At 72.6% G+C, this 21,090-nt stretch carries 21 protein-coding genes; 11 read left to right on the plus strand and 10 right to left on the minus strand.

All coding sequences use genetic code 11. The features are described 5' to 3' along the window. Positions 1 to 8 precede the first annotated feature (8 nt). Genes OG594_RS11270 through OG594_RS11290 form a run of 5 tightly spaced genes read right to left on the minus strand, consistent with a single transcriptional unit; the run spans position 9 to position 4,423 of the window. Complete coding sequence (locus OG594_RS11270) at positions 9 to 944, minus strand: tyrosine-protein phosphatase (protein ID WP_266597750.1); 936 nt, start codon at positions 942 to 944, stop codon at positions 9 to 11. A gap of 30 nt (positions 945 to 974) precedes the next feature. After that, complete coding sequence (locus OG594_RS11275; protein ID WP_266597752.1) at positions 975 to 2,057, minus strand: nitronate monooxygenase family protein; 1,083 nt, start codon at positions 2,055 to 2,057, stop codon at positions 975 to 977. A 4-nt stretch (positions 2,058 to 2,061) separates the two neighbouring features. Then, positions 2,062 to 2,808, minus strand: a complete 747-nt coding sequence (locus OG594_RS11280) for a CoA-transferase subunit beta (RefSeq protein WP_266597754.1) — start codon at positions 2,806 to 2,808, stop codon at positions 2,062 to 2,064. Beyond that, complete coding sequence (locus tag OG594_RS11285) at positions 2,805 to 3,677, minus strand: CoA transferase subunit A (RefSeq protein ID WP_266597756.1); 873 nt, start codon at positions 3,675 to 3,677, stop codon at positions 2,805 to 2,807. Before OG594_RS11285 ends, OG594_RS11280 begins: the two co-directional genes overlap by 4 nt. Continuing rightward, positions 3,674 to 4,423 carry an enoyl-CoA hydratase family protein gene (locus tag OG594_RS11290; RefSeq protein WP_266597758.1) on the minus strand — a complete coding sequence of 250 codons (750 nt, stop codon included), beginning with the start codon at positions 4,421 to 4,423 and terminating at the stop codon, positions 3,674 to 3,676. Before OG594_RS11290 ends, OG594_RS11285 begins: the two co-directional genes overlap by 4 nt. A gap of 56 nt (positions 4,424 to 4,479) precedes the next feature. Between OG594_RS11290 and OG594_RS11295 the strand changes: the two genes are divergently transcribed. The 6 genes from OG594_RS11295 (at position 4,480) to hsaD (ending at position 9,517) form a co-directional block, all read left to right on the plus strand. Then, on the plus strand, positions 4,480 to 5,244 hold the full coding sequence (locus OG594_RS11295) for an SDR family oxidoreductase (RefSeq protein WP_266597760.1): 765 nt from the start codon (positions 4,480 to 4,482) through the stop codon (positions 5,242 to 5,244). A gap of 1 nt (position 5,245) precedes the next feature. After that, complete coding sequence (locus OG594_RS11300; RefSeq protein ID WP_266597762.1) at positions 5,246 to 6,157, plus strand: SDR family oxidoreductase; 912 nt, start codon at positions 5,246 to 5,248, stop codon at positions 6,155 to 6,157. A gap of 79 nt (positions 6,158 to 6,236) precedes the next feature. Next, entirely contained in the window at positions 6,237 to 6,683 is a 447-nt protein-coding gene (locus OG594_RS11305) for a VOC family protein (protein ID WP_266597768.1), read from the plus strand. Then, positions 6,680 to 6,922 (plus strand): 2Fe-2S iron-sulfur cluster-binding protein, encoded by a 243-nt coding sequence (locus OG594_RS11310; protein WP_266597770.1) that lies wholly within the window; start codon positions 6,680 to 6,682, stop codon positions 6,920 to 6,922. Before OG594_RS11305 ends, OG594_RS11310 begins: the two co-directional genes overlap by 4 nt. A 150-nt stretch (positions 6,923 to 7,072) precedes the next feature. After that, positions 7,073 to 8,344: a Gfo/Idh/MocA family protein gene (locus OG594_RS11315; RefSeq protein ID WP_266597772.1), complete on the plus strand. Its 1,272-nt coding sequence runs from the start codon at positions 7,073 to 7,075 to the stop codon at positions 8,342 to 8,344. Between the two features lie 312 nt (positions 8,345 to 8,656). Continuing rightward, positions 8,657 to 9,517 carry a 4,5:9,10-diseco-3-hydroxy-5,9,17-trioxoandrosta-1(10),2-diene-4-oate hydrolase gene (gene hsaD, locus OG594_RS11320; RefSeq protein WP_266597774.1) on the plus strand — a complete coding sequence of 287 codons (861 nt, stop codon included), beginning with the start codon at positions 8,657 to 8,659 and terminating at the stop codon, positions 9,515 to 9,517. A gap of 239 nt (positions 9,518 to 9,756) precedes the next feature. Here the strand turns inward: hsaD and OG594_RS11325 are convergent, their stop codons facing one another. Both OG594_RS11325 and OG594_RS11330 read right to left on the minus strand, forming a co-directional pair. Beyond that, on the minus strand, positions 9,757 to 10,440 hold the full coding sequence (locus OG594_RS11325; protein WP_266597776.1) for an HAD family acid phosphatase: 684 nt from the start codon (positions 10,438 to 10,440) through the stop codon (positions 9,757 to 9,759). 110 nt (positions 10,441 to 10,550) lie between these two features. After that, positions 10,551 to 11,495: a hypothetical protein gene (locus OG594_RS11330; RefSeq protein ID WP_266597778.1), complete on the minus strand. Its 945-nt coding sequence runs from the start codon at positions 11,493 to 11,495 to the stop codon at positions 10,551 to 10,553. A 155-nt stretch (positions 11,496 to 11,650) separates the two neighbouring features. Between OG594_RS11330 and OG594_RS11335 the strand changes: the two genes are divergently transcribed. Then, a complete protein-coding gene (locus OG594_RS11335) occupies positions 11,651 to 12,424 on the plus strand; it encodes a trypsin-like serine protease (RefSeq protein WP_266597780.1) in 774 nt (257 codons plus the stop codon). Positions 12,425 to 12,695: 271 nt separating this feature from the next. On the opposite strand, the gene OG594_RS11340 is transcribed toward OG594_RS11335, so the two are convergent. From OG594_RS11340 to OG594_RS11350, 3 genes are all read right to left on the minus strand, one after another. Then, complete coding sequence (locus OG594_RS11340) at positions 12,696 to 13,271, minus strand: hypothetical protein (protein ID WP_266597782.1); 576 nt, start codon at positions 13,269 to 13,271, stop codon at positions 12,696 to 12,698. 475 nt (positions 13,272 to 13,746) lie between these two features. Continuing rightward, positions 13,747 to 14,085 carry a transcriptional regulator gene (locus tag OG594_RS11345; RefSeq protein WP_266597784.1) on the minus strand — a complete coding sequence of 113 codons (339 nt, stop codon included), beginning with the start codon at positions 14,083 to 14,085 and terminating at the stop codon, positions 13,747 to 13,749. Next, on the minus strand, positions 14,082 to 14,501 hold the full coding sequence (locus OG594_RS11350; RefSeq protein WP_266597786.1) for a hypothetical protein: 420 nt from the start codon (positions 14,499 to 14,501) through the stop codon (positions 14,082 to 14,084). Before OG594_RS11350 ends, OG594_RS11345 begins: the two co-directional genes overlap by 4 nt. 146 nt (positions 14,502 to 14,647) lie before the next feature. On the opposite strand from OG594_RS11350, the gene OG594_RS11355 reads away from it, so the two are divergent. From OG594_RS11355 to OG594_RS11370, 4 genes are all read left to right on the plus strand, one after another. Further along, a complete protein-coding gene (locus tag OG594_RS11355; RefSeq protein ID WP_323185191.1) occupies positions 14,648 to 15,040 on the plus strand; it encodes a chorismate mutase in 393 nt (130 codons plus the stop codon). A 32-nt stretch (positions 15,041 to 15,072) separates the two neighbouring features. After that, positions 15,073 to 17,622, plus strand: a complete 2,550-nt coding sequence (gene pepN, locus OG594_RS11360) for an aminopeptidase N (protein WP_266597788.1) — start codon at positions 15,073 to 15,075, stop codon at positions 17,620 to 17,622. A 527-nt stretch (positions 17,623 to 18,149) separates the two neighbouring features. Continuing rightward, the gene (locus tag OG594_RS11365) at positions 18,150 to 19,550 is read left to right on the plus strand and encodes an aminotransferase class V-fold PLP-dependent enzyme (RefSeq protein WP_266597790.1); all 1,401 of its coding nucleotides are present in this window, start codon (positions 18,150 to 18,152) and stop codon (positions 19,548 to 19,550) included. After that, complete coding sequence (locus OG594_RS11370; protein WP_266597792.1) at positions 19,547 to 20,956, plus strand: lysine N(6)-hydroxylase/L-ornithine N(5)-oxygenase family protein; 1,410 nt, start codon at positions 19,547 to 19,549, stop codon at positions 20,954 to 20,956. Before OG594_RS11365 ends, OG594_RS11370 begins: the two co-directional genes overlap by 4 nt. Positions 20,957 to 21,090: the final 134 nt, after the last annotated feature.

Raw genomic sequence — 21,090 nt, forward strand, 5'->3', positions numbered from 1 at the left:
CGTATCCGCTACCGGACCATCTTGGCCTGCAGCTTCGCCAGCGTCCGCAGGTCCAGGCCGAGGCCCTGGGTCAGGTAGCCGTAGAAGCTCCCGTAGTCGGCCTCCAGCTGCGCCGTCGCCGAGTCCAGGTAGTCCTGTCGGACCTCCTGGAGCGGGATCAGCAGGTCCGGGTTCTGCATCCGGCCGGACTGCTTGAGGCCCGCCCGCACCCGGGCGTCGTAGGCGGCGCGGAAGGTGTTCGACGCCAGGTAGTCGCGCTCCGCGGTGTCCTCGGGGACGGCGAGGGCGCGCAGCAGGACGTAACTCATCCAGCCGGTCCGGTCCTTGCCGGACGTGCAGTGGTACAGGACCGGGCCCTGCCGGCCGTCGGCGATCTCCCGCAGGGTCGCCGCGAACTGCGCCCGGTTCTCGGGGCTGCTCACGAAGGTGCGGTAGATGTCGCGCATGTAGGCCTCGGCGCGGCCGCCGCCGAGCATCTGCTCCTGGACGACGGGATCGCCGCTGCCGATCGCCCCGACGAGGGTTCCGTAGAGGCCGAGGTCACTGACGGGGCGCGAGGTGGGGGAGAGCCCGGTGGGCAGCCGGTCGGCGCCGTCGTACTGGAGCTCCATCGGAATGCGGAAATCGACGACCTTCGTGAGGCCGAGACCGGAGACGGTGGTGACGTCGGCGTCGGTCAGCTTGCTCAGTGCGTCGGAGCGGTAGACCAGCCCCTGGCGGACCTGGCCGCCGGTCCAGGTGCGGTAGCCGCCGATGTCCCGGAGGTTGACGGCGCCCTGGAGGGGGATCTGGCGAATCGTTTCGGCCTGCTGCTGTTGCTGGTGGTGCCGGGCGCTGACCCCGGCTCCGGGCGCCGCCGCCGCGTACGCGGCGGCGGGCAGGGTCCCGATGGCGAGGGCGGCGGCGGTCGCCGCGGTCACCAGGCGGATGCGGGCACGGCTCATGGGGGCGACTCCTGTGACGGAGAAGGGGGATCACCCTGGTGGTGGCAGGGTGCGGAGCGAGTGCAGTGCTTCGAGTGATTCCAGTGCCTGTTGTGCTTCGGCCATGACGCGGGAGACGAGCTCCGCACAGGACGGCAGGTCGTCGATCACCCCCGCGACCTGGCCCGATGCCATGACGCCGAGGTCCGTACGGCCCTCGACCATGGACGCCTTGAGGAGCATCGGGGTGTTCGCGGCGAGCAGGACCTGGCTCCAGGACAGGTCCTTGCCGTGTTTCATCGCGAGGCCGTCGCGGACCATCTGCGGCCAGCTCAGCCCGGACAGCTTCCGGAAGGCGGCCGCGTGCCGGACCGCCCGGACCAGCGCCCGGGTGCGGCCCGCCCGCTCCAGGGAATCGACCAGTTCCGTACGGAGCATGCGGTGCGGCAGCCCGTCGACGGCCGTGGTGACGGTGACGTCCTTGACCGTGGCCTTCAGGTACGCGGCCTTCACGGCGTCCGGAACGGTCGAGTCTGAGGTCAGCAGGAACCGGGTGCCCATGGCGATGCCCGCGGCCCCGTACGACAGCGCCGCGACCAGGCCGCGCCCGTCGCTGAAGCCGCCCGCCGCGATCACCGGGATGTCCACGGCGTCCACGACCTGCGGCAACAGCACCGTCGTGGCCACGTCCCCCGTGTGACCGCCGCCCTCGCCACCCTGCACGATCACCGCGTCGGCGCCCCACGCGGCCACCTTCTCGGCGTGCCGCCGGGCCCCGATCGACGGGATGACGATCACGCCCGCGTCCCCCAGCCGCGCGATCAGCTCCTTGGAGGGCGCCAGTGCGAACGAGGCGACCCGCACCCCCTCGTCGATGATCAGTTGGGCGCGCTCGGCCGCGTCCCCGGCGTCCGCCCGCAGGTTGACCCCGAAGGGGGTCCCGTCCGGGGTGCGGGACTTGACCTCGCGGACCGCCGAACGCAGCTGGTCCAGCGTCATCGTGGCCGAGGCCAGGATGCCCAGCGCCCCCGCGTTGGCCGCGCCCGACACCAGACGGGGGCCGGCCACCCAGCCCATGCCCGTCTGCACGACGGGGTGCTCCACGCCGACCAGCTCGGTGAATGCCGTCTCCATCGGATCAGCCCCGCACTTCGCGCTCGCGCAACCCCTCGGGGTCGATCACCTCGCGGATCAGCCGCAGCTCGTCGGGCGTCGGCTCCCGCGTGTACGGGACCTCCTCGGCGACGGTCAGCTCGAACCCGGTGGCCGCCCGGACCTCCCCGACGGTGACCCCGGGGTGCACGGAGACCAGCCGCATCGCGTGGCCGGGGCCGCCGAAGTCGAAGACCCCGAGATCGCTGACCACCCGGGGGAGGTGGTGGAAGCGGGTCACCCCGGCCGCCTCCGCCCGGTCGTAGCCGACGCCGCTGACCATGTCCACGCGCTCGACGAAGACCCGGGTGGAGTGCTTGGGGATCCAGTAGCTCACCGGATTGTTCAGCGTGTTGACGGGCGCCCCGCGCACCCCGAGGAGCTGGCGCGTCGGCCGCTGCCAGTCGCCGATGCAGGAGATGTTCTGGTTGCCGAAGCGGTCGATCTGGCTGGCGCCCATCATCACGTGCCGCCGGCCGCCGGTGACCATGGTCAGGTGGCGCCGGTACGGGAGCCAGCCCTCGGCCGTGCCGTCGAGCCCGACGAGCATCGCCTCGCCGTCGGTCAGCAACAGGTCGGGGGAGAAGGTCCGCTTCGCGAGCCGGGCCCCGAAGGAGGGGATCAGGCCCATCGGGCTGGCGAGCACCTCGCCGTTGTCGCGCCAGGCCTCGGCGCAGGCGATCACGCAGTGTTCGGCGCGGGTGACGGTCGCGGTGGTCGGCGTGGTGGTCACGGCTGCTGCTCCTCGTGCCAGGTCCGTACGGCGGACTGGTAGTCGTGCTCGCCCGCCCCGGAGAGGAAGCGGGCCGAGAACTCGGGCCAGGGGGTGGTCGCGTAGAGCTTCTGGAAGGGCTCGTCGCGGACGTAGTCGGGGACGCAGGAGGTGAAGTGCGCGCCGTTCGGGGTCTCCACGACCCCGGTCACGGAGTGCCGGCTGACGAGGAGGGACTGCGGGGGGCCGGCTTTGGCGAGCTCGGCGGTCTCGACGAGCTGCTCGCAGGAGACGTAGGCGGCGTCGGCGGCCTCGCAGAAGAGGTCGTCGAAGTACGGGTCCGGACCCAGGTACTGGGCATTGCCGAGGCGGTCGGCGCGGTTGAGGTGGACCAGGGCGGCGTCCATGCGCAGGGCGGGGACGGCGACGAGCTCCTCGCCGTCGTCGTAGGGGGAGGTGACCGTGCGCAGCTCCGGGTTGACCCGCATCACGTCGGAGCCGAGGCCCGCGCGGACGGGGAGGAAGGGGAGCCGGTTGGCGGCGGCGTGCAGGCCCCACATGAACATGGCTTCGTCGAGCTCGGTGAGGGTGAAGGCGGCGCGCTCGCGGGCGGCCCGGAAGTGCGGCTCCAGCGGGACGGAGTCGAGGGTGGCGAAGGGGGCGACCAGTCTGCGGATCCGGCCGGCGGCGGCCAGCAGGCCGACGTCGGGGCCCCCGTAGGAGATCACGGTGAGATCGGTGATCTCGGACCGGAGCAGTGCGCGCACCAGGGCCATGGGCTTGCGCCGGGACCCCCAGCCGCCGATGCCGATGGTCATCCCGCTGCGCAGCTGCCCGACCACCTCCTCGGGGGTCAGTACCTTGTCTGCCCCGTCCGTCCTGTCGGTCATGCGCGTTCTCCCTTCCCGAAGGTGTCGCGGACCCGGTCGGCCACCCCGCTGAGGTTGGCCTCGAAGGTGAAGCCCTGCTCGAAGCGGTAGCTGCGGCGCACGTCCACCGGGTCGATCCCGTTGATGGCCGCCTTGGCGAGCCGGATCAGATGGCCGTCCTTCTTCGCGATCTCGGCGGCCAGTTCCAGGGCGGCGGCGCGCAGCTCCGGGCGCGGGACCACCTTCCAGACCGAGCCGTGGGCGTGCAGTTCGGCGGCGGTCGCGGTGCGCGAGGTGTAGTACAGCGCGCGCATCAGGTGCTGCGGGACCAGCCGCGCCAGGTGGGTGGCGGCGCCGAGCGCGCCCCGGTCCAGCTCGGGCAGTCCGAAGGTGGCGTCCTCGGAGGCGACGATCGCGTCGGCGTTGCCGACGAGCCCGATGCCGCCGCCCAGACAGAACCCGTGCACGGCCGCGACGACCGGCACCTCGCACTCGTACACGGCGGCGAAGGCCTCGTAACAGCCGCGGTTGGCGCCGATGAGCGCGGCGTGCCCGGTGTCGCGCTGCATCTCCTTGATGTCGACGCCGGCGTTGAAGCCGCGGCCCTCGGCGGCGAGGACGACGCACCGGACCTCGGGGTCGCGGCCGGCCGCCCGCAGGGCGTCGGCGAGGTCGTACCAGCCCTGCACCGGGAGCGCGTTGACGGGTGGGAAGTCGACTGTGACGAGCGCGATGCCCTTGTCGGGGCTTGAGGTGGAGACACCCATGAGCGGATCAGCTACCTTTCCACCAAACATTTGTTAGGTGAGGAAGGTAGCAGCCTATGGAGCTCGACGGGAGGGTCGTCGTCGTCACCGGGGGAACCCGGGGCGTCGGCGCCGGGATCGCCCGGTCGTTCCTCGCGGCCGGCGCGGACGTGGTCGTCTGCGCCCGGCGGCCCCCGCAGGAGGCGGTGGCGGCGGACGGCCGGACGGCCGCCTTCACCCCGGTCGACCTGCGCGATCCCGCCGCCGTCCAGGAGTTCTTCGGAGCGGTCGCGGGCCGGTACGGGCGACTCGACTGCCTGGTCAACAACGCGGGCGGCACCCCGTACCGGCTGCTGGGCGAGGGCGAGGCCCAGCGTCACACGCGCGTCGTCGAGCTCAACCTGCTCGCGCCGATGACCGCCTCGCTCGCGGCGTACCCCTGGCTGCGGGAGGCGCGGGGCTCGGTGGTCATGATCGGCAGCGTCAGCGGGACCCGCCCCTCGCCGGGGACGGCCGCGTACGGCGCCGCCAAGGCGGGGCTGGAGAACCTGGCCCGGTCCATGGCCGTCGAATGGGCCCCCGAAGTGCGGGTCAACTCCCTGGTCCTCGGCATGGTGCGGACCGAACTGGCCCACCTGCACTACGGCGACGAGACCGGCATCGCCGCGGTCGGCGCCACCGTCCCGCTGGGGCGCCTCGCGGACCCCTCGGACGTGGGGGCGGCCGCGGTGTTCCTGGCCTCGGACCGGGCGGCGTACGTGAGCGGGGCGAGCCTGCTGGTGCACGGGGGCGGCGAGCGCCCGGCGTTCTTGGATGCGGCAACTGTCAACAAGGAGAACTGAGATGGCGGGACTGTGTGAAGGCCGGGTCGTGATCGTGACGGGCGCGGGGCGGGGGCTGGGGCGCGCCCATGCGCTGGCCTTCGCGGCGGAAGGGGCGAAGGTCGTCGTCAACGACCTCGGGGTCGGGCTCGACGGGTTGCCGGGGCCGGACGGCCCGGCGGCCCGGGTGGTCGCCGAGATCGAGGCGCTGGGCGGCGAGGCGGTCGCGCACGGCGGGGACATCGCCACGTCGAAGGGCGCGGCCTCGCTGGTGGCGACGGCAGTGGACACCTTCGGGCGCCTGGACACCCTCGTCAACAACGCGGGCTTCCTACGGGACCGGATGCTGGTCAACCTGGACGAGGACGACTGGGACGCGGTCATGCGGGTCCACCTCAAGGGCCACTTCCTGCCGCTGCGGTCGGCGGCCGCGTGGTGGCGGGCGGAGGCGAAGGCGGGCCGGCCCGTGGTCGCCCGGGTGGTCAACACCTCCTCCGGGGCCGGACTGCTGGGCTCGGTCGGCCAGGGCAACTACAGCGCGGCCAAGGCGGGGATCCTCGCCCTCACGGCGGTCGCGGCGCAGGAGATGGGCCCCTACGGGGTCCAGGTCAACGCGATCGCCCCGGCGGCGCGGACCCGGATGACGGAGCGGACCTTCGCCGAGACCATGGCCGCCCCCGAGGCGGGCGGCTTCGACGCCATGGCCCCGGAGAACGTCTCCCCGCTGGTGGTGTGGCTGGGGGCGGACGCTTCGGCGGGGGTCACGGGCCGGGTCTTCGAGACGGAGGGCGGCCGGATCACGGTGATGGAGGGCTGGCGGCCGGGACCCACGGCGGACCGGGGCGCGCGCTGGACCCCGGCGGAGGCGGGCGAGGCCGCCTTGGAACTCCTCGCGGCGGCGCAGGCCCCGCTGCCGGTGTACGGCGCGCGGTAGCGGCTCCGGTCCGGCCCGGGCGGCGGGGTCGGGGGCTAAGGTTCCTGGTCCGGGACAAGAGCCGAAGGGACACGAACCGATGATGGCCGTCACGCCGACCCCGCAGAAGATCACCACGTTCCTGATGTTCGAGGGGCGGGCGGAGGAGGCGATGACCTTCTACCTCTCGCTGTTCGACGACGCGGAGGTGGTCGCCATCAGCCGCTACGGCCCCGACGAGACCGGACCCGGAGCCGGGCCCGAGGGAACCGTGCGCCATGCGACCTTCTCCCTGGCCGGACAGCAGTTCATGTGCATCGACAGCCCGGCCCAGCACGCGTTCGGCTTCACGCCCGCGGTGTCGCTGTACGTCCAGTGCGAGGACGAAGCCGAGATCGAACGCCTCTACGGGGCCCTCGCCGAGCAGGGCACCGAGCTGATGCCCCTGGGCTCGTACGGGTTCAGCCACCGGTTCGGCTGGGTGAACGACCGCTTCGGCGTCTCCTGGCAGCTGAACGTCGCGGCCCCGCCCAGCGCGGGCGGGTGACGGTCCGGGGCCGCGCCACGCGCGATCTACCGCGAGCGGTACTTCTCGCTGGGCGTCGACGTCTTCGCGGACACCGCCCCGGCACCCCGCTGCTCGACGCGCTGCTCGCCGCGGGCCTGCTGGCCCCGCACTCCTGCCGGGAGGGCGCCTGCAGTGCCTGCTGCTGCCGGGTCGTCGAGGGCGAGGCGGAGATGACCCGTAACGAGGTCCTCGACGAGACGGACCTGGCCGAGGGCTAGGTCCCGGCCTGCCAAGCCCTCCCGCTCGGCCCCACCGTGCGGATCACGTACGGGTGAAGGGGGGTGTCCGGCAGGACGCGGGGCGGCTAGCTTCTCCGGGGGAAGCGCTTGCTGCGCACGGCAATCGGTTCGGGAAGCGGGGCTGGGCCCATGTCCGACACCATCACGCTCGCCGTCGTCGGGGCGGGCGACCGGGGGAGTGGCCACGCCGGATGGGCCCTGGCCCATCCGGACCGGGCCCGGGTGGTCGCGGTCGCCGAACCGCGCGCGCCCCGGCGGGAGCGGCTCGCCGCCGCCCACCGCATCGCCCCCCGCCACGTGCTCGGCGACTGGCGGGAGCTGGCCGCCCTCGGCCGGATCGCGGACGCGGTGCTCGTCTGCACCCTGGACCGCGACCACCTGGAGCCGGTCCTCGCATTCGCCGCGCTTGGCTACCACATCATGCTGGAGAAGCCGATGGCCCTCACGGAAGACGAGTGCCGGCGCATCGTCGACGCCGTCGAGCGGGCCGGCGTCATCCTCTCCGTCGGGCACGTCCTGCGCTACACGCCCTACACGCGGACCCTCAAGGACGTCGTCGACTCCGGCCGCATCGGCGACATCGTGAGCGTCCAGCACCTGGAGCCGGTCGGCTTCTGGCACCAGGCCCACTCGTTCGTACGGGGCAACTGGCGGCGCGCCGACGAGGCGACGACCATGCTGATGGCCAAGTCCTGCCACGACCTGGACTGGCTCCAGTACGTGCTGGGGCGCCCTCCCGTACGGGTCTCCAGCTTCGGCCGCCTCTCGCACTTCCGGCCCGAGAACAGGCCGCCGGGTGCGGCGGACCGCTGCCTGGACTGCGCGGTCGAGCCGGACTGTCCGTACTCCGCGGCACGCGAGTACGGCGACAGGCTGGCCGACGGCCGCCACCGCTGGCCGCTGAGCGTGCTGATCGACGAGTTCACCCCGCGGGCCCTGGAGACCGCGCTGCGGGAGGGGCCCTACGGGCGGTGCGTGTACGCCTGCGACAACGACGTCGTCGACCACCAGGTGGTGGCCATGGAGTTCGACTCGGGGGCGACGGCCACCTTCACCATGACCGCCTTCACCGAGCAGGCGGACCGCCACACCCGGATCTTCGGAACCCGCGGCGAACTGCGGGGCGACGGCCGCACCATCACGGTCTACGACTTCCTGACCCGCACCGAGGAGCAGGTGGCCATCGGCGCGGGCGGGCCGATGGACGCCGCGGGCGGCCACGGCGGCGGCGACGCCGGCCTCATGGACGCCTTCGTCGCCGCCATCGCCACCGGTGACCCCGGCCTGGTCAGGTCCGGCCCGCGGGAGTCGCTCACCAGCCACCTGACGGTCCTGGCCGCCGAACGGGCCCGCTGCTCCGGCACGGTGGAGCCGGTGGGGCCACCCGTCCTGGACCCGTAAACGAAGCGGGCCCGGCCCCCTGGCGAGGGGTCGGGACCGGGTCTTCGTTTCTTGCGGTGGGATATGACTACCCGCTACATCCACCCGCTGAACCGCAATCAGCCCATCATGTTGTCCATTTCCTGTTCGGGGACCCGGCCGCGGTTCCCGGGGCCGAGCGGCCGACGCCCGGACGGCCCGGCCCGCGCCGCGCAGGGACGCCGCCACGCAGCAGATGCCGCGGAAGCTCTCCTCCCGGTCGTGGCCCCAGCGGGCCCTGGTCCCTTTTTGCCAGGGTGCGCTCGGCCTCGACATCCAGGACACGATGTTGTGATGATCACTTACGAGAGCACCTCGCGCACGGCCAAGGCCGGAAACCTCAACCTCCACTTCCACGAGGCGGGCCCGGACCACCCCGACGCCCCCGTCCTCATCCTGCTCCACGGCGGCGGACCCGGCGCCTCCGCCTGGTCCAACTTCGGCCCCAACCTGCCCTTCCTCGCCGAGCGGTTCCGTACCCTGCTCATCGACCAGCCCTGCTACGGCCGCTCCGACAAGCCCGAACCCGACCGTGACTACTTCAGCTTCAGCGCCGCCGCGACCGCCGCCCTCATGGACGAACTCGGCATCGGGAAAGCCCACTTCATCGGCAACTCCCTCGGCGGAGGCGCCGCCGTCCGGATGTCGCTGAACCACCCGGACAAGGTGGACAAGCTGCTGCTCATGAGCCCCGGTGGCATTTCGTTCAATCTCTTCTCGGCCGACCCCACCGAAGGCATCCGGCGCCTCTTCGCGTTCGCCGCGGCCGCCGAACCCACCCGCGAGCAGATGCGCGCCTTCCTCACCACGCTCGTCCACGACCCCTCGCTCGTCACCGACGCACTCGTCGAGGAGCGCTACACGCAGGCCATGGATCCGGACGCCCGGATCGGAGGCGCCCGCATGGGCGCCTCCTTCGCCAACCCCGCCTGGCAGCAGGACACCCTGCTGTGGCGCGAGGCCCACCGCATCAGCCACCCCACCCTGCTCACCTGGGGCCGTGAGGACCGGGTCAACCCCCTCGACGGCGCGCTGCTCGCCCTCAAGGCCATCCCCGACGCCCGCCTGCACGTCTTCCCGCGCTGCGGCCACTGGGCGCAGACCGAGGCCTTCGACGACTTCAACCGCCTCGCCGCGGACTTCTTCGCACACTGAAACCGCCTCCGGAGCTCTCCGGAGCTCCTTCAGAGCTGCGGACACCCATGGCGCCGCCACTACGGCCTCGGCCTCTGCCCCGGGGCGCTGCCGCCCGGCATCGTCCCCGGGGGACATCGGCACCAAGGGCGGCCCGGTCACGGACGGGGACGGCCGGGTGCTCCGCGAGGACGGCGGGCCGATCCAAGGGCTCGCACGGTCCGCCGCCGGGTCGGCTCGGTCGGCTCGGTCAGGTCAGGTCAGGAGAGCTTGCCGTTGTAGTCGGGCAGCTTGACGGTGCGCTCGGCGTGACCGCCGACGAGGTCGGTCGGGCTGTTGCCGATGTTGGCGATGATCGTGTAGCCGCGCGCCTCGATCTCCGCCCGCTTGCCCGTCTTGTAGGCGCTGACCTCCTCGAACAGGTCGGGCAGGTCACGGACGTAGAGCCCCGAGACCGGGTAGCCCACGGCCTTGAGGTTGCGGTCGGTGAGGGAGTGGATGATCCCGGGGCGGGCGGTGACGAAGAAGATCGCGACGCCGCGCGCGTGCGCGTACTGGGTCAGCGCGCGGACCTTGGTGATCGCGGGGGTCGGGAAGGTCCAGAACCAGTGGAAGTCCGTCTCCAGCGAGGTGTTGTCGATGTCGAGGACGAGGGCGGGCTTCTCACCGGCGGGCGAGGCGGCGATGCGCGCCTCGATCGCGGGCCGGGCCGCGTCGATCACGGCGGCGACGTCCCGCTGCCAGGTGGCGTAGTCGATGCCGAGGATCGCGGCGTTGCCGCCGGGCGCGGAGGCGGCCGGAGCCGCGGACGCGGACGCGGGAGCCGGTGCCGGGACGGGTGCGGCCTGTGCGGCGGTGGCCGGAACCAGCGTCAGGACGGCGGCGGCCGCGGCCACGCCGGCGGCGGCGGTACGGGGCATACGAGTGCGGCGGGTGCTGCGCATGGGGGGCGCTCCTCGGTCACGAGTTGGCATGTACGTGACCAGGGTTGGCGAGAACTGACCCCATGTCTACTGGCCGGTAGGAAACTTTTTGTGGCCGCGCGGTGAATGATCTACGTGGTGCAGTCGAGCACGGTCAGGCACAACCCGCACCGGGCCCGAAGCCGCCCGCGCACCGGCACCCGCAGCCGCTGCGCGCACACCGGACACGGGAAGCTCACCCGCAACCCGGCGCCGGCGGCCTCCGGTTCGAAGCGGTACGCGGAGCCGCCGGCATGGTCGCCGGTGGAGCTGTCGGTGGGGCCGCCGGTGGGGCCGTCGGCGGGACCGGCCCCGGCGCGCCGCGCCTTCGCGTACCGCCGCCGCGCCAGCGGCCCGGCGGCCGTCAGCGGGGCCCGGCGGTGGTCGCGCTCGGCCAGCGCGCGCCCGCGCACGTAGGCCTCGTACGCCTGGGGGCTGGTGAACCAGGGGGCGGGGTCCTCGCCGAACAGGGCGGCGCGCTTGGCGAGGACGTAGCCGAACTCCTCCGGCGTGAGGTAGCCGAACCTCTGGTGGGTCAGCGCGTCCTCGCGGTACGCGTCCAGGAGCAGCCAGCCCGCCCCCAGGTACGCGGCGGCGGTGTCGGTGAGGATCTCGTTCTCCGTGGTGCCGGGAAAGCGCAGGTCCAAGCGGTGCAGGAGGACGTGGGCCACCTCGTGCGCGAGGGCGGCCGCCAGGTCGCGGCGGTGGGTGCGGAAGCGGTCGTTGACCTCGACGAAGTACTCCGGACCCGCGGCCAGTTCCACGGCGGCGGCCTGCTCCATCGCCCGGAAGGAGACCACCATGCGCGCGTCGGGCAGCCGGAGCGCGCGCACCGTCGCGGCGGCCACCCGCTGCGCGCCCAGGTGGAGGTCGTCGGTGGCGTCGAAGGCGGCGTCGGCGGGGGCGAAGCTCGTGTCGTAGGCCCGGATTCCGTCGGCCGACAGCCGGCGGAAGAGCGCGGTGATCGAGGCGCGCACGGTCGCCAGATGCGGAAATCCGTGCTCGACGGGGCTGCCCGGCCCCCTGTTCTTCGTCATCGAGCCTCCTTTACCGCAATCTCTGCCGCTGGGACGGTAGTTGGCCGAAATTGCCTTCTTGATGTCCGCCACACGCCTGATGTGTCATGGACCCGTCATTCACCCGATGACGCGCACGCACAGCCCAACCCCCCACGAAAGGCAGTGTGTTGACTGTGACCACCCTTGTGCAGTTGATGAAGCGCACCCTCGCCGTCGGCGCGGTCGCCCTCGCCGCCGTCAGCCTCCAGCCCGGCACCGCCACCGCCGGCCCGGCACCCGTCGTCGGCGGCACCCGCGCCGCCCAGGGAGAGTTCCCCTTCATGGTGCGCCTCTCCATGGGCTGCGGTGGAGCCCTCTACACCCAGCAGATCGTCCTCACCGCCGCCCACTGTGTGAGCGGCTCCGGCAACAACACCTCCATCACCGCCACCGCCGGAGTCGTCGACCTCAACAGCTCCAGCGCCATCAAGGTCAAGTCCACCAAGGTCCTCCAGGCCCCCGGCTACAACGGCAAGGGCAAGGACTGGGCCCTCATCAAGCTCGCCAAGCCCATCAACCTGCCCACCCTCAAGATCGCCGACACGAAGGCCTACGACAGCGGCACCTTCACCGTCGCCGGCTGGGGAGCCGCCCGCGAAGGCGGCGGCCAGCAGCGCTACCTCCTGAAGGCCAACGTCCCGTTCGTCTCCGACGCCAGCTGCAAGAGCTCGTACGGCAGCGACCTCGTCCCCGGCGAGGAGATCTGCGCCGGCCTGCCCCAGGGCGGCGTCGACACCTGCCAGGGCGACTCGGGCGGCCCCATGTTCCGCCGCGACAACAACAACGCCTGGATCCAGGTCGGCATCGTCAGCTGGGGCGAAGGCTGCGCCCGGCCGAACTACCCCGGCGTCTACACCGAGGTCTCCACCTTCGCCGCAGCGATCAAGAGCGCCGCGGCAAGCATGTAGCTCCTCCGGCTCCTCCAGCTCCTCCAGATCGTCCCGCCCGCCCTTCCGGCCGGTCACGCACCGGCCGGAAGGGCGAGGTCGTTTCTTTCGGATCGTGCCGGGCCCGCGACGCCCGGCACCGCACCTGGCCGTGTGGTCGGGGAGCCCGAGTACGTCCAATGCGCGGGCGCCCCGCCGCCTCGCCCTGCTTCGCCTTGGCTCTGGCGGGCCTGGGGAGACCCCGTGGCACCGGACACCGCGGGCTCGGCCGACAAGATCCAAAAGGGGCGGCCTAGCCTTCGGCGAGCAGCCGCCTGCGGTGGCCCCTGCGGCGCAAGGCGGTGACGAGGACGATGACGGCGCAGATCCCGATTCCGAGCATCGGGAGGAGGGCGGCCAACATCAGCCAGCCGGCGAACGCGAACATGCCTCCGGAGTCCCCGATGGCGTACGCGGAGGGTGCGGGGGACGAACACGTGACCTCGTAGTCGCCCGCTCGCGGCACGTCGGTGGTGTGGAGCGGATTCCAGGTCTCGTCACGGGTGAGGAACACGTCGATTCCCGGATCCGTGAGACGGGGGTCGCCCGGCCCGGTGATGCTGCACTCCGGGGCGGCCGACGGGCCGAATTCCTCGTCCCTGATCCAGATCGTCTTCCCGCTCCCCGGCTCGAGCCGGAGGGTGACGGTGTCGCCGTTGGCGAACGGATGGTCGGTGTCCACCGAGTCGATCGCGGTGTTGAACCGGTACGCACCGATGGCCACACCCAGCAGGATCAGTACGACGGCGATCGAGGCCGCTACGGCGTACCAGTGACGGCCGGGCCGGAGGTCGTTCGCCGATGTCTGTGGCGGCGCGGAGGGCTGCATCGGCACACCCTAGATCGTCCTGCCGGCCGGCCAGCCGCCGGGCCCTGCCCGGCGGATCATGAGACTGGTTCAAGGTCGGCCCGTCGGCGTGATCATGGGGCGGGGGACCCGACGAACGAGGGGTGGGCCGTGCGCGGAAGGGCCTGCCACGAGTGCCGGGGAAAGGCGCACGCCCCGACGGCCCACGGCCCCGCCATCCGCGCCCCGGTCCGTCTCCGTCTCCGGCTCCGCCCGTGATCTGCCGGCCTCGGTCGTCTCTTGCCGGCAAGAGACGAAAGAGACGGCTTAGGTCCTGTCGTCAAAGTGGCGTTCGCCGAGCCCGCGGCGTCCGGTGCCTGCATGACAAGGCGGAGGGGCGCCCGTATACGGGACGTACTCGGGCGCCCCGACGACCCGGGGGTCCCCCCGGACCGAGTCTGGGGGATGAGGTGCGGTGCCGGGCGTCGCGGGCCAGACGGGACTTCGACGGCACGGCCTAGCCCAGCGCGATGGCCCGCAGCGCGGCCAGGTGCCGCTGGTAGACCGCCCGACCCTCGGTGGTCAGCGAGACCCAGGTGCGCGGACGCCGCCCGACCCGGCCCTTCTGGACCTTCACCCAGCCCGCCTCCTCCAGCGCCGCCACCTGTTTCGACAGCACCGAGTCCGATACCTCGACCAGGTCCCGTACGAAAGCGAACTCGGCCTTGTCCAGCGGAGCCAGCGCCGCCACCACCGAAAACCGTACGGGGGCGTTGAGCAGCGGCGCGAGGTCGTGCCGCGGATGCCCGCCCCGCTTCACGTCCGCCCCGGTGTCCACGACCGGCTCGTCCGTCATGCCGCACCCCGCGTCTCGGTCCAGGCCCCGACGGCCGCCGGCAGCGCGCACGCCAGCGCGGCCAGCGCCGCGAACGGCGCGCCGTGGCCGAACGCGGCCGTGCCGACCGTGATCGTCAGGCAGAACACCACCGTCCAGGCCGCCATCATCATCCCGTGCTTCACACCGAACCCCCGCCGCATCACGCGCTGCCGCACCGCGTACACGCTCAGCCCGGTCACCAGCAGCCCATTGGTCACCGCGAACACCACCGCCGAGACCGGCCCGTGCCACATCACGGCCATCGGTACGAGGACCAGCTGCCCGGCCGCGAACACCCACAGGTAGCGCGCGTACCAGCCGCTGCGCTGCCGCGCCGCCCGCTCCAGACCAGCCGCCCGGCCCAACGCCCCGACCGCCTTCTCCGTCTCCTGCATGGTTCCCCCTCGCTCGCACACGGATGATCGTCCCTAGTCGATTTCCACTATGGCGAGTACTTTCCACTCTGGCAAGTATTTGGCTGTCGTCTCACAGGCCGATTGCCCGAGGAACCGACGGCCGCCGCCACGTATTCTCGGGAACCATGAACATCAGCGACCTCGACAACGGCACCGGCACGGGCACCGGCGCGGGCACCGGCGCGGGCACCGGCGCGGGCGCGGCCGACGACGCCGCAGGCATCGACGAGAGCGTCACCGCCGAACTCGCCCGCCTGCGCGACAGCATCGACAACATCGACGCCGCCGTCGTCCACATGCTCGCCGAACGCTTCAAGTGCACCCAGCAGGTCGGCCACCTCAAGGCCAGGCACCAACTGCCCCCCGCCGACCCGAGCCGCGAAGCCAGCCAGATCGCCCGCCTGCGCCAGCTCGCCGAGAACGCCAAACTCGACCCCGCCTTCGCCGAGAAGCTCCTCAACTTCATCATCGCCGAGGTCATCCGCCACCACGAGACGATCGCTGCGGGCGAAGAGTAGAAGCAGGGGGTCCGGCCGCCCACTGGGGCAGCATGGGCCCCATGTCCGCACTGACGCGCAACGAAGCGCAGCTCCGAGCCCAGCTCCTCGACGTCCACCACTACGCCGTCACGCTCGACCTGACCGGCGACGACGAGACCTTCGACTCCACCACCGTCGTCCGGTTCACGGCACGCACCGCCGGGGACACCTTCATCGAGCTGAAGCCCGTCGAGCTGCGCTCGGCCACCCTCGACGGCAACCCCCTCGACCCGGCCACCCTCGCCGACGACCGCCTCCCGCTCAACGGCCTCGGCGAAGGCGCACACGAGCTGCGCCTCGACACCCGCATGCGCTACTCGCGCACCGGCGAGGGCCTGCACCGCTTCACCGACCCCGCCGACGACCAGACGTACGTCTACAGCCAGATGTTCCTGGACGACGTCCAGCGGGTCTTCCCGGCCTTCGACCAGCCCGACCTCAAGGCCGTCTTCGAATTCACCGTCACCGCCCCCGCCCACTGGACCGTCCTCGCCAACGGCATCACCACCCGCACCGCCGCCGCCCCCGACAACAGCGGCGCAGCCATCTGGCAGTCCGCCCCCACCCCCCTCATCTCCACCTACCTCGCCGCCGTCGCCGCCGGCCCCTGGCACAGCATCCGCACCGCACACGCCGGACTGCCCTTCGGCATCCACTGCCGCCAGTCCCTCGCACCCCACATGGACGTCGACGCCGAAGAAATCCTTTCCATCACCAAGGCCTGCTTCGACCGGTACCAGGAGAAGTTCACCGAGCCCTACCCGTTCGACTCCTACGACCAGGCCTTCGTACCCGAGTTCAACGCCGGCGCCATGGAGAACCCCGGACTCGTCACCTTCCGCGACGAGTTCATCTTCCGCTCTGCCGTCACCGACACCGAACGCCAGTCCCGCGCCATGGTCATCGCCCACGAGATGGCCCACATGTGGTTCGGCGACCTCGTCACCCTCGCCTGGTTCGACGACATCTGGCTCAACGAATCCTTCGCCGAGTACATGGGCTACCAGACCCTCACCGAAGCCACCCGCTTCACCGACACCTGGACCGACTTCGGCGTCACCCGCAAGCCCTGGGGCTACGACGCGGACCAGCGCCCCTCCACCCACCCCGTCGCCCCCGCCCCCGAAGACGTCCCCGACACCGCCTCCGCCCTCCTCAACTTCGACGGCATCTCCTACGCCAAGGGCGCCTCCGCCCTGCGCCAACTCGTCGCCTGGCTCGGCGAGAAGGACTTCCTGGCCGGCATCAACACCCACTTCGCCCGCCACAAGTTCGCCAACGCCTCCCTTGCCGACTTCATCGACTCCCTCGCCGCCCACACCGAACGCGACGTCCGCGCCTGGGCCGACATCTGGCTGCGCACCACCGGCATCGACACCCTTACCCCCCGCATCGAGGAGTCCGAAGGCCGCCCCGACACCGCCGCCGGCTGGACCCTCGCCGTCGACCGCCGCGGCAGCCGCCCCCACCACATCGCCGTCGGCGTCTACGACCGCGACCCCGTCGACGGCCGCTTCCTCGAACTGCGCGAACTCCTCGACCTCGACATCCCCTCCGACGAGGTCATCTCCGCGGCCGGACCCCGCCCCGCCCTGCTCCTCCTCAACGACGTCGACCTCACCTATGCCAAGGTCCGCCTCGACGAAACCTCCGTCGAAACGGTCCTGCGCGGCCTCTCCGGCATCCCCGAGGCTCTCACCCGCGCCGTCGTCTGGAACTCCCTGCGCGACATGGTCCGCGACGGGGAACTCGACCCGCACGACTACCTCGCGACCGCCTCGGCCCACCTGCCGGAGGAGGACGACCTGGCCATCGTCCAGGGCGTCCTCGCCTTCGCCCGCACCCAGGTCGCCGTACGCTACGTCGCCCCCGAGGAACGGACCGCCGCGCTCGCCACCCTCACCACCATCGCCCGCGACCTGCTGCGGCGCACCGAGGACGGCTCCGAGCCCGGCATGCGGCTGACCGCCGTACGCACCCTCGTCGACAGCGCCACCCAGCCCGACACCATCGCCGCCTGGCTCGCCGACGACACCGTCCCCGGCGGCCCCGCGCTCGACCCCGAACTGCGCTGGCGCATCCTCGGCCGCCTCGCCGTCCTCGGCGCCGTCGGGGAGGACGAGATCGACGCCGCCCTCGACGCCGACACCAGCGCCACCGGCCAGGAAGGCGCCGCCCGCTGCCGCGCCGCCCTCCCCACCGCCGAGGCCAAGGCCGCCGCCTGGGACCGCCTCTTCCGCGACGACAGCCTGTCCAACTACCTCTTCAGCGCCACCGCCCAGGGCTTCTGGCAGCCCGAACAGGCCGAACTGCTCACGCCGTACGTCACCCGCTACTACCCGGAGGCCGTCGCCCTCGGCGCCCGCCGCGGCCCGGCCATCGGCGAGGCCGCCGGCCGCTGGGCGTTCCCCGTGTACGCCATCGACGAGTCCAACCTCCAGGCCGGCCACACCTGCCTCACGAACCCGGACATCATCCCCCTCCTGCGCCGCAAGCTGGTCGACCAACTCGACGACCTCGCCCGCGCCCTCAAGGTCCGCCGGCCCTCTGCCGAGAGCTAGCCGCTAGCCGGGGGACCGGGGCGGGTCCGGAAGCCGGCGAACCGATGCCCCGACCCCGCCCCGCTCCCGGCTACGCCACCCCCGGCCCCCGGCGGTGCTGGCCGAACCGGTTACCCGGCCCCGGCTCCCGGCTGCGCCCGGCCTTGCCCCCCCCGGCCGTGCCCGGCCCCTCGGCCGCGCCCGGCCCCCGACCCGGTCTTTGGTTGCGCCGGCCTTGTCCTTGGCTGCGCCGGCCCTACCCTCCCGGTCACGCCGGGCCGCTGGTCCCCGGCCGGGCCTGTCCCTGGCCCCCGGCCCCCGACCCGGCTCCGGGCCCGGCTCTTGGCCGTGCCGGCACTGCCCTCCCGGCCGTGCCCGGCCTGGCTCTCTCGGCTGGCCCTGGCCCCCCGGGCCCCCGGCTGCCTGCTCCGGACAAACCCCGGCGGTTACCCCATTCGGGTCTGATCGTTGTACCGGCCGGGTGCGGTGCGGCCGGGTGCGGTGCCCGCCCCGACCGACCCGCACCCGGCCAGCCCCGGAGGACCCCGATGACCGCGCCGCCCGGCCACCGCGCAACACCCCCGCTCGCCGGAGGCCCCGACGGGCCCGCCGCCCTGCGCCCCCTCCTCGACACCGTCCTCGACGCCCTCACCGCCGGCGCCCACGACCGCGGCGGCCCCCTCCCCGCCGGCGGCCCCGACACCGTCACCGCCCGCGTCCACGCCGCCCTCGGCGACACCGGCGTACTCCCCGCCCACGGCACCGGCGCCCACGAAGCCCTCCGCACCCTCGTCCACGCCCTCGCCGCCGGCGCCGCCGACCCCGCCGACCCCCTCTGCGCAGCCCACCTGCACTGCCCCCCGCTCGCCGTCGCGGCCGCCGCCGACCTCGCCGCCTCCGCCCTGAACCCCTCCCTCGACTCCTGGGACCAGGCCCCCGCCGCCTCCGCCGTCGAAGCCCTCCTGACCCGCGCGCTCGCCGCCGAGTTCTACGACACCCCCCACGCCGACGCCCTCGTCACCACCGGCGGCACCGAAGCCAACCAACTCGCCGTCCTCCTCGCCCGCGAACGCCACGGCCCCGCCCTCACCGTCCTCCACGGAGCCAACGCCCACCACTCCGTCCCCCGCGCCGCCTGGCTCCTCGGCCTGCCCCCGGCCACCGAACTCCCCACCCCCACCGGCACCCTCGACCCCGCCCGCCTCGCCGAAGCCCTCGCCACCACCCCCGGCCCCACCCTCGTCACCGCCACCGCCGGCACCACCGACGCAGGCCTCATCGACCCGATCCACCCCATCGCCGACCTCTGCGACCGCTACGGCGCCGACCTCCACATCGACGCCGCCTACGGCGGCCTCCTCACCCTCAGCCCCCGTCACCGCGACCAACTCGCCGGACTCGGCCGCGCCCACTCCCTCACCATCGACCTGCACAAACTCGGCTGGCAGCCCGTCGCCGCAGGCCTCCTCGCCGTCCCCGACACCGCCCTCCTGGCCCCCCTCGCCCACCAGGCCGACTACCTCAACGCCACCGACGACACCGAAGCGGGCCTGCCCGACCTCCTCGGCCGCTCCCTGCGCACCACCCGCCGCCCCGACGCCCTCAAGATCGCCACCACCCTCCGCGCCCTCGGCCGCGACGGCCTCGCCGCACTCATCGACCGCACCATCGACACCGCGCACCACCTCGCCCGACTCCTCGACGCCCACCCCGGCTTCGAACTCCACGCACCCCCCACCCTCACCACCGTCCTCTTCCGGCCCACCCACGCCGACGACGACCACCTCGCCACCCTGCGCCGCACCCTCCTGCACCAAGGCCGCGCCGTCCTCGGCCGCACCCACGCCGACGGCCGCCTCTGGCTCAAAGCCACCCTGCTCAACCCGCACACCACAGCGGGGGACCTGGACACCCTCATTTCCCTCCTGGAAGGCAGCACCCACCGATGACCGCCCAGCTCGACGCCCCCCACGACCTCGTCGGAATCGGGATCGGCCCCTTCAACCTGTCCCTCGCAGCCCTCGCCCACGGCCTGCCCCAACAAGGAATCGGCGAACTCGCCACCGCCTTCTACGACCAGCGCCGCGACTTCCGCTGGCACCCCGGACTCCTCATCGAAGGAGCCACCCTCCAGGTCCCCTTCCTCGCCGACCTGGTCACCCTCGCCGACCCGGCCAGCCCCTGGAGCTTCCTCAGCTACCTCAAGCACAAGGAACGGCTCTTCCCGTTCTACTTCGCCGAGCAGTTCCACATCCACCGCGCCGAATACGACGCCTACTGCCGCTGGGTCGCCGGCCGCATCCCCGGACTCCACTTCGGCCACCAGGTCGACGCCGTCCGCTGGAACCCCGAACGCGACCTCTTCGAAGTCGACTTCACCCAACTCGACGCCACCGGCGAAGCCGAAGCCCTCGGCCGCACCCACACCCGCAACCTCGCCCTCGGCATCGGCACCGCCCCCTACGTCCCCGAACCCCTGCGCCCCCTCGCCGACGCCCCCACCGTCCCCGTCATCCACTCCGCCGACTACCTCGACAACCGCCAGCGCATCCTCGGCGCCGAACACGTCACCGTCATCGGATCGGGCCAGTCCGGCGCCGAAGTCTTCCTCGACCTCCTCCGCGCCCGCCCCGCCGGCCGCGAACGCCTCACCTGGCTCGCCCGCACCCCCTCGTTCGCCCCCATGGAGTACTCCAAGCTCGGCCTCGAACACTTCACCCCCGACTACACCCGCTACTTCCACTCCCTCCCCGAAGCCGTACGCGACCAGCTCGTCCCCACCCAGTGGCAACTCCACAAGGGCATCGACGCCGACACCATCGCCGCCATCCACGCGGAGCTCTACCGCCGCACCCTCCACGGAGGCTGGCCCGACACCGTCCTCACCCCCGGAGTCAGCGTCCGCACCGCCGGCCGCGTCGCCACCACCAAGGTCGAACTCCACCTCGAACACATCGAGCAGGGCACCCGCTCCCGCTTCACCACCGACGCCGTCGTCCTCGCCACCGGATACCAGGAGCGACCGCTCGGCAGCCTCCTCGCAGGCCTCGACCCGTACCTGCGCAAGGACTCCTCCGGCCGCCCCCGCATCGACGACCGCTACCGGATGATCCTCGACCCCACCGTCACCGGCAGCATCTTCGTCCAGAACGGCGAACGCCACTCCCACGGCGTCGGCGCCCCCGACCTCGGCCTCGCCGCCTGGCGCAGCGCCGCCATCCTCAACACCCTCACCGGCAAGGAGCCCTACCCCCAGCCGGCCCGCACCGCCTTCACCACCTTCGGCCTCGAACAGCGCGAACACACCCGCCCCCGCCCGGCGGGCGAACTCCGCCCCCTCGTCGACCACCCCTGAGAAGTGCTGCCGTCCGGTGATCGAGACCCCGCCCCGACGCCCCGGGGCCACCACGAGGGGCGGGAACATTACCGGTACAACTATCCCCACCGGTCGAACGTCTCTTCTGTCGAAGAAACGTTTCCAGGGGGTTT

Origin of the sequence: Streptomyces sp. NBC_01214 (genome assembly GCF_026340975.1) — a bacterium.
Classification (GTDB): Bacteria; Actinomycetota; Actinomycetes; order Streptomycetales; family Streptomycetaceae; genus Streptomyces.

Excerpts from the sequence above, each read along its gene's own strand:
- OG594_RS11355 (WP_323185191.1), top strand. The coding sequence starts at position 14,648 with ATGAACATCAGCGACCTCGACAACGGCACCGGCACGGGCACCGGCGCG.
- OG594_RS11300 (WP_266597762.1), top strand. The coding sequence starts at position 5,246 with ATGGCGGGACTGTGTGAAGGCCGGGTCGTGATCGTGACGGGCGCGGGG.
- OG594_RS11285 (WP_266597756.1), bottom strand. The coding sequence starts at position 3,677 with ATGACCGACAGGACGGACGGGGCAGACAAGGTACTGACCCCCGAGGAG.
- OG594_RS11345 (WP_266597784.1), bottom strand. The coding sequence starts at position 14,085 with ATGACGGACGAGCCGGTCGTGGACACCGGGGCGGACGTGAAGCGGGGC.
- OG594_RS11365 (WP_266597790.1), top strand. The coding sequence starts at position 18,150 with ATGACCGCGCCGCCCGGCCACCGCGCAACACCCCCGCTCGCCGGAGGC.
- OG594_RS11275 (WP_266597752.1), bottom strand. The coding sequence starts at position 2,057 with ATGGAGACGGCATTCACCGAGCTGGTCGGCGTGGAGCACCCCGTCGTG.
- OG594_RS11330 (WP_266597778.1), bottom strand. The coding sequence starts at position 11,495 with ATGACGAAGAACAGGGGGCCGGGCAGCCCCGTCGAGCACGGATTTCCG.
- OG594_RS11295 (WP_266597760.1), top strand. The coding sequence starts at position 4,480 with ATGGAGCTCGACGGGAGGGTCGTCGTCGTCACCGGGGGAACCCGGGGC.
- OG594_RS11350 (WP_266597786.1), bottom strand. The coding sequence starts at position 14,501 with ATGCAGGAGACGGAGAAGGCGGTCGGGGCGTTGGGCCGGGCGGCTGGT.
- hsaD (WP_266597774.1), top strand. The coding sequence starts at position 8,657 with ATGATCACTTACGAGAGCACCTCGCGCACGGCCAAGGCCGGAAACCTC.
- OG594_RS11270 (WP_266597750.1), bottom strand. The coding sequence starts at position 944 with ATGAGCCGTGCCCGCATCCGCCTGGTGACCGCGGCGACCGCCGCCGCC.
- OG594_RS11305 (WP_266597768.1), top strand. The coding sequence starts at position 6,237 with ATGATGGCCGTCACGCCGACCCCGCAGAAGATCACCACGTTCCTGATG.
- OG594_RS11290 (WP_266597758.1), bottom strand. The coding sequence starts at position 4,423 with ATGGGTGTCTCCACCTCAAGCCCCGACAAGGGCATCGCGCTCGTCACA.
- OG594_RS11315 (WP_266597772.1), top strand. The coding sequence starts at position 7,073 with ATGTCCGACACCATCACGCTCGCCGTCGTCGGGGCGGGCGACCGGGGG.
- OG594_RS11370 (WP_266597792.1), top strand. The coding sequence starts at position 19,547 with ATGACCGCCCAGCTCGACGCCCCCCACGACCTCGTCGGAATCGGGATC.
- OG594_RS11325 (WP_266597776.1), bottom strand. The coding sequence starts at position 10,440 with ATGCGCAGCACCCGCCGCACTCGTATGCCCCGTACCGCCGCCGCCGGC.
- pepN (WP_266597788.1), top strand. The coding sequence starts at position 15,073 with ATGGGCCCCATGTCCGCACTGACGCGCAACGAAGCGCAGCTCCGAGCC.
- OG594_RS11340 (WP_266597782.1), bottom strand. The coding sequence starts at position 13,271 with ATGCAGCCCTCCGCGCCGCCACAGACATCGGCGAACGACCTCCGGCCC.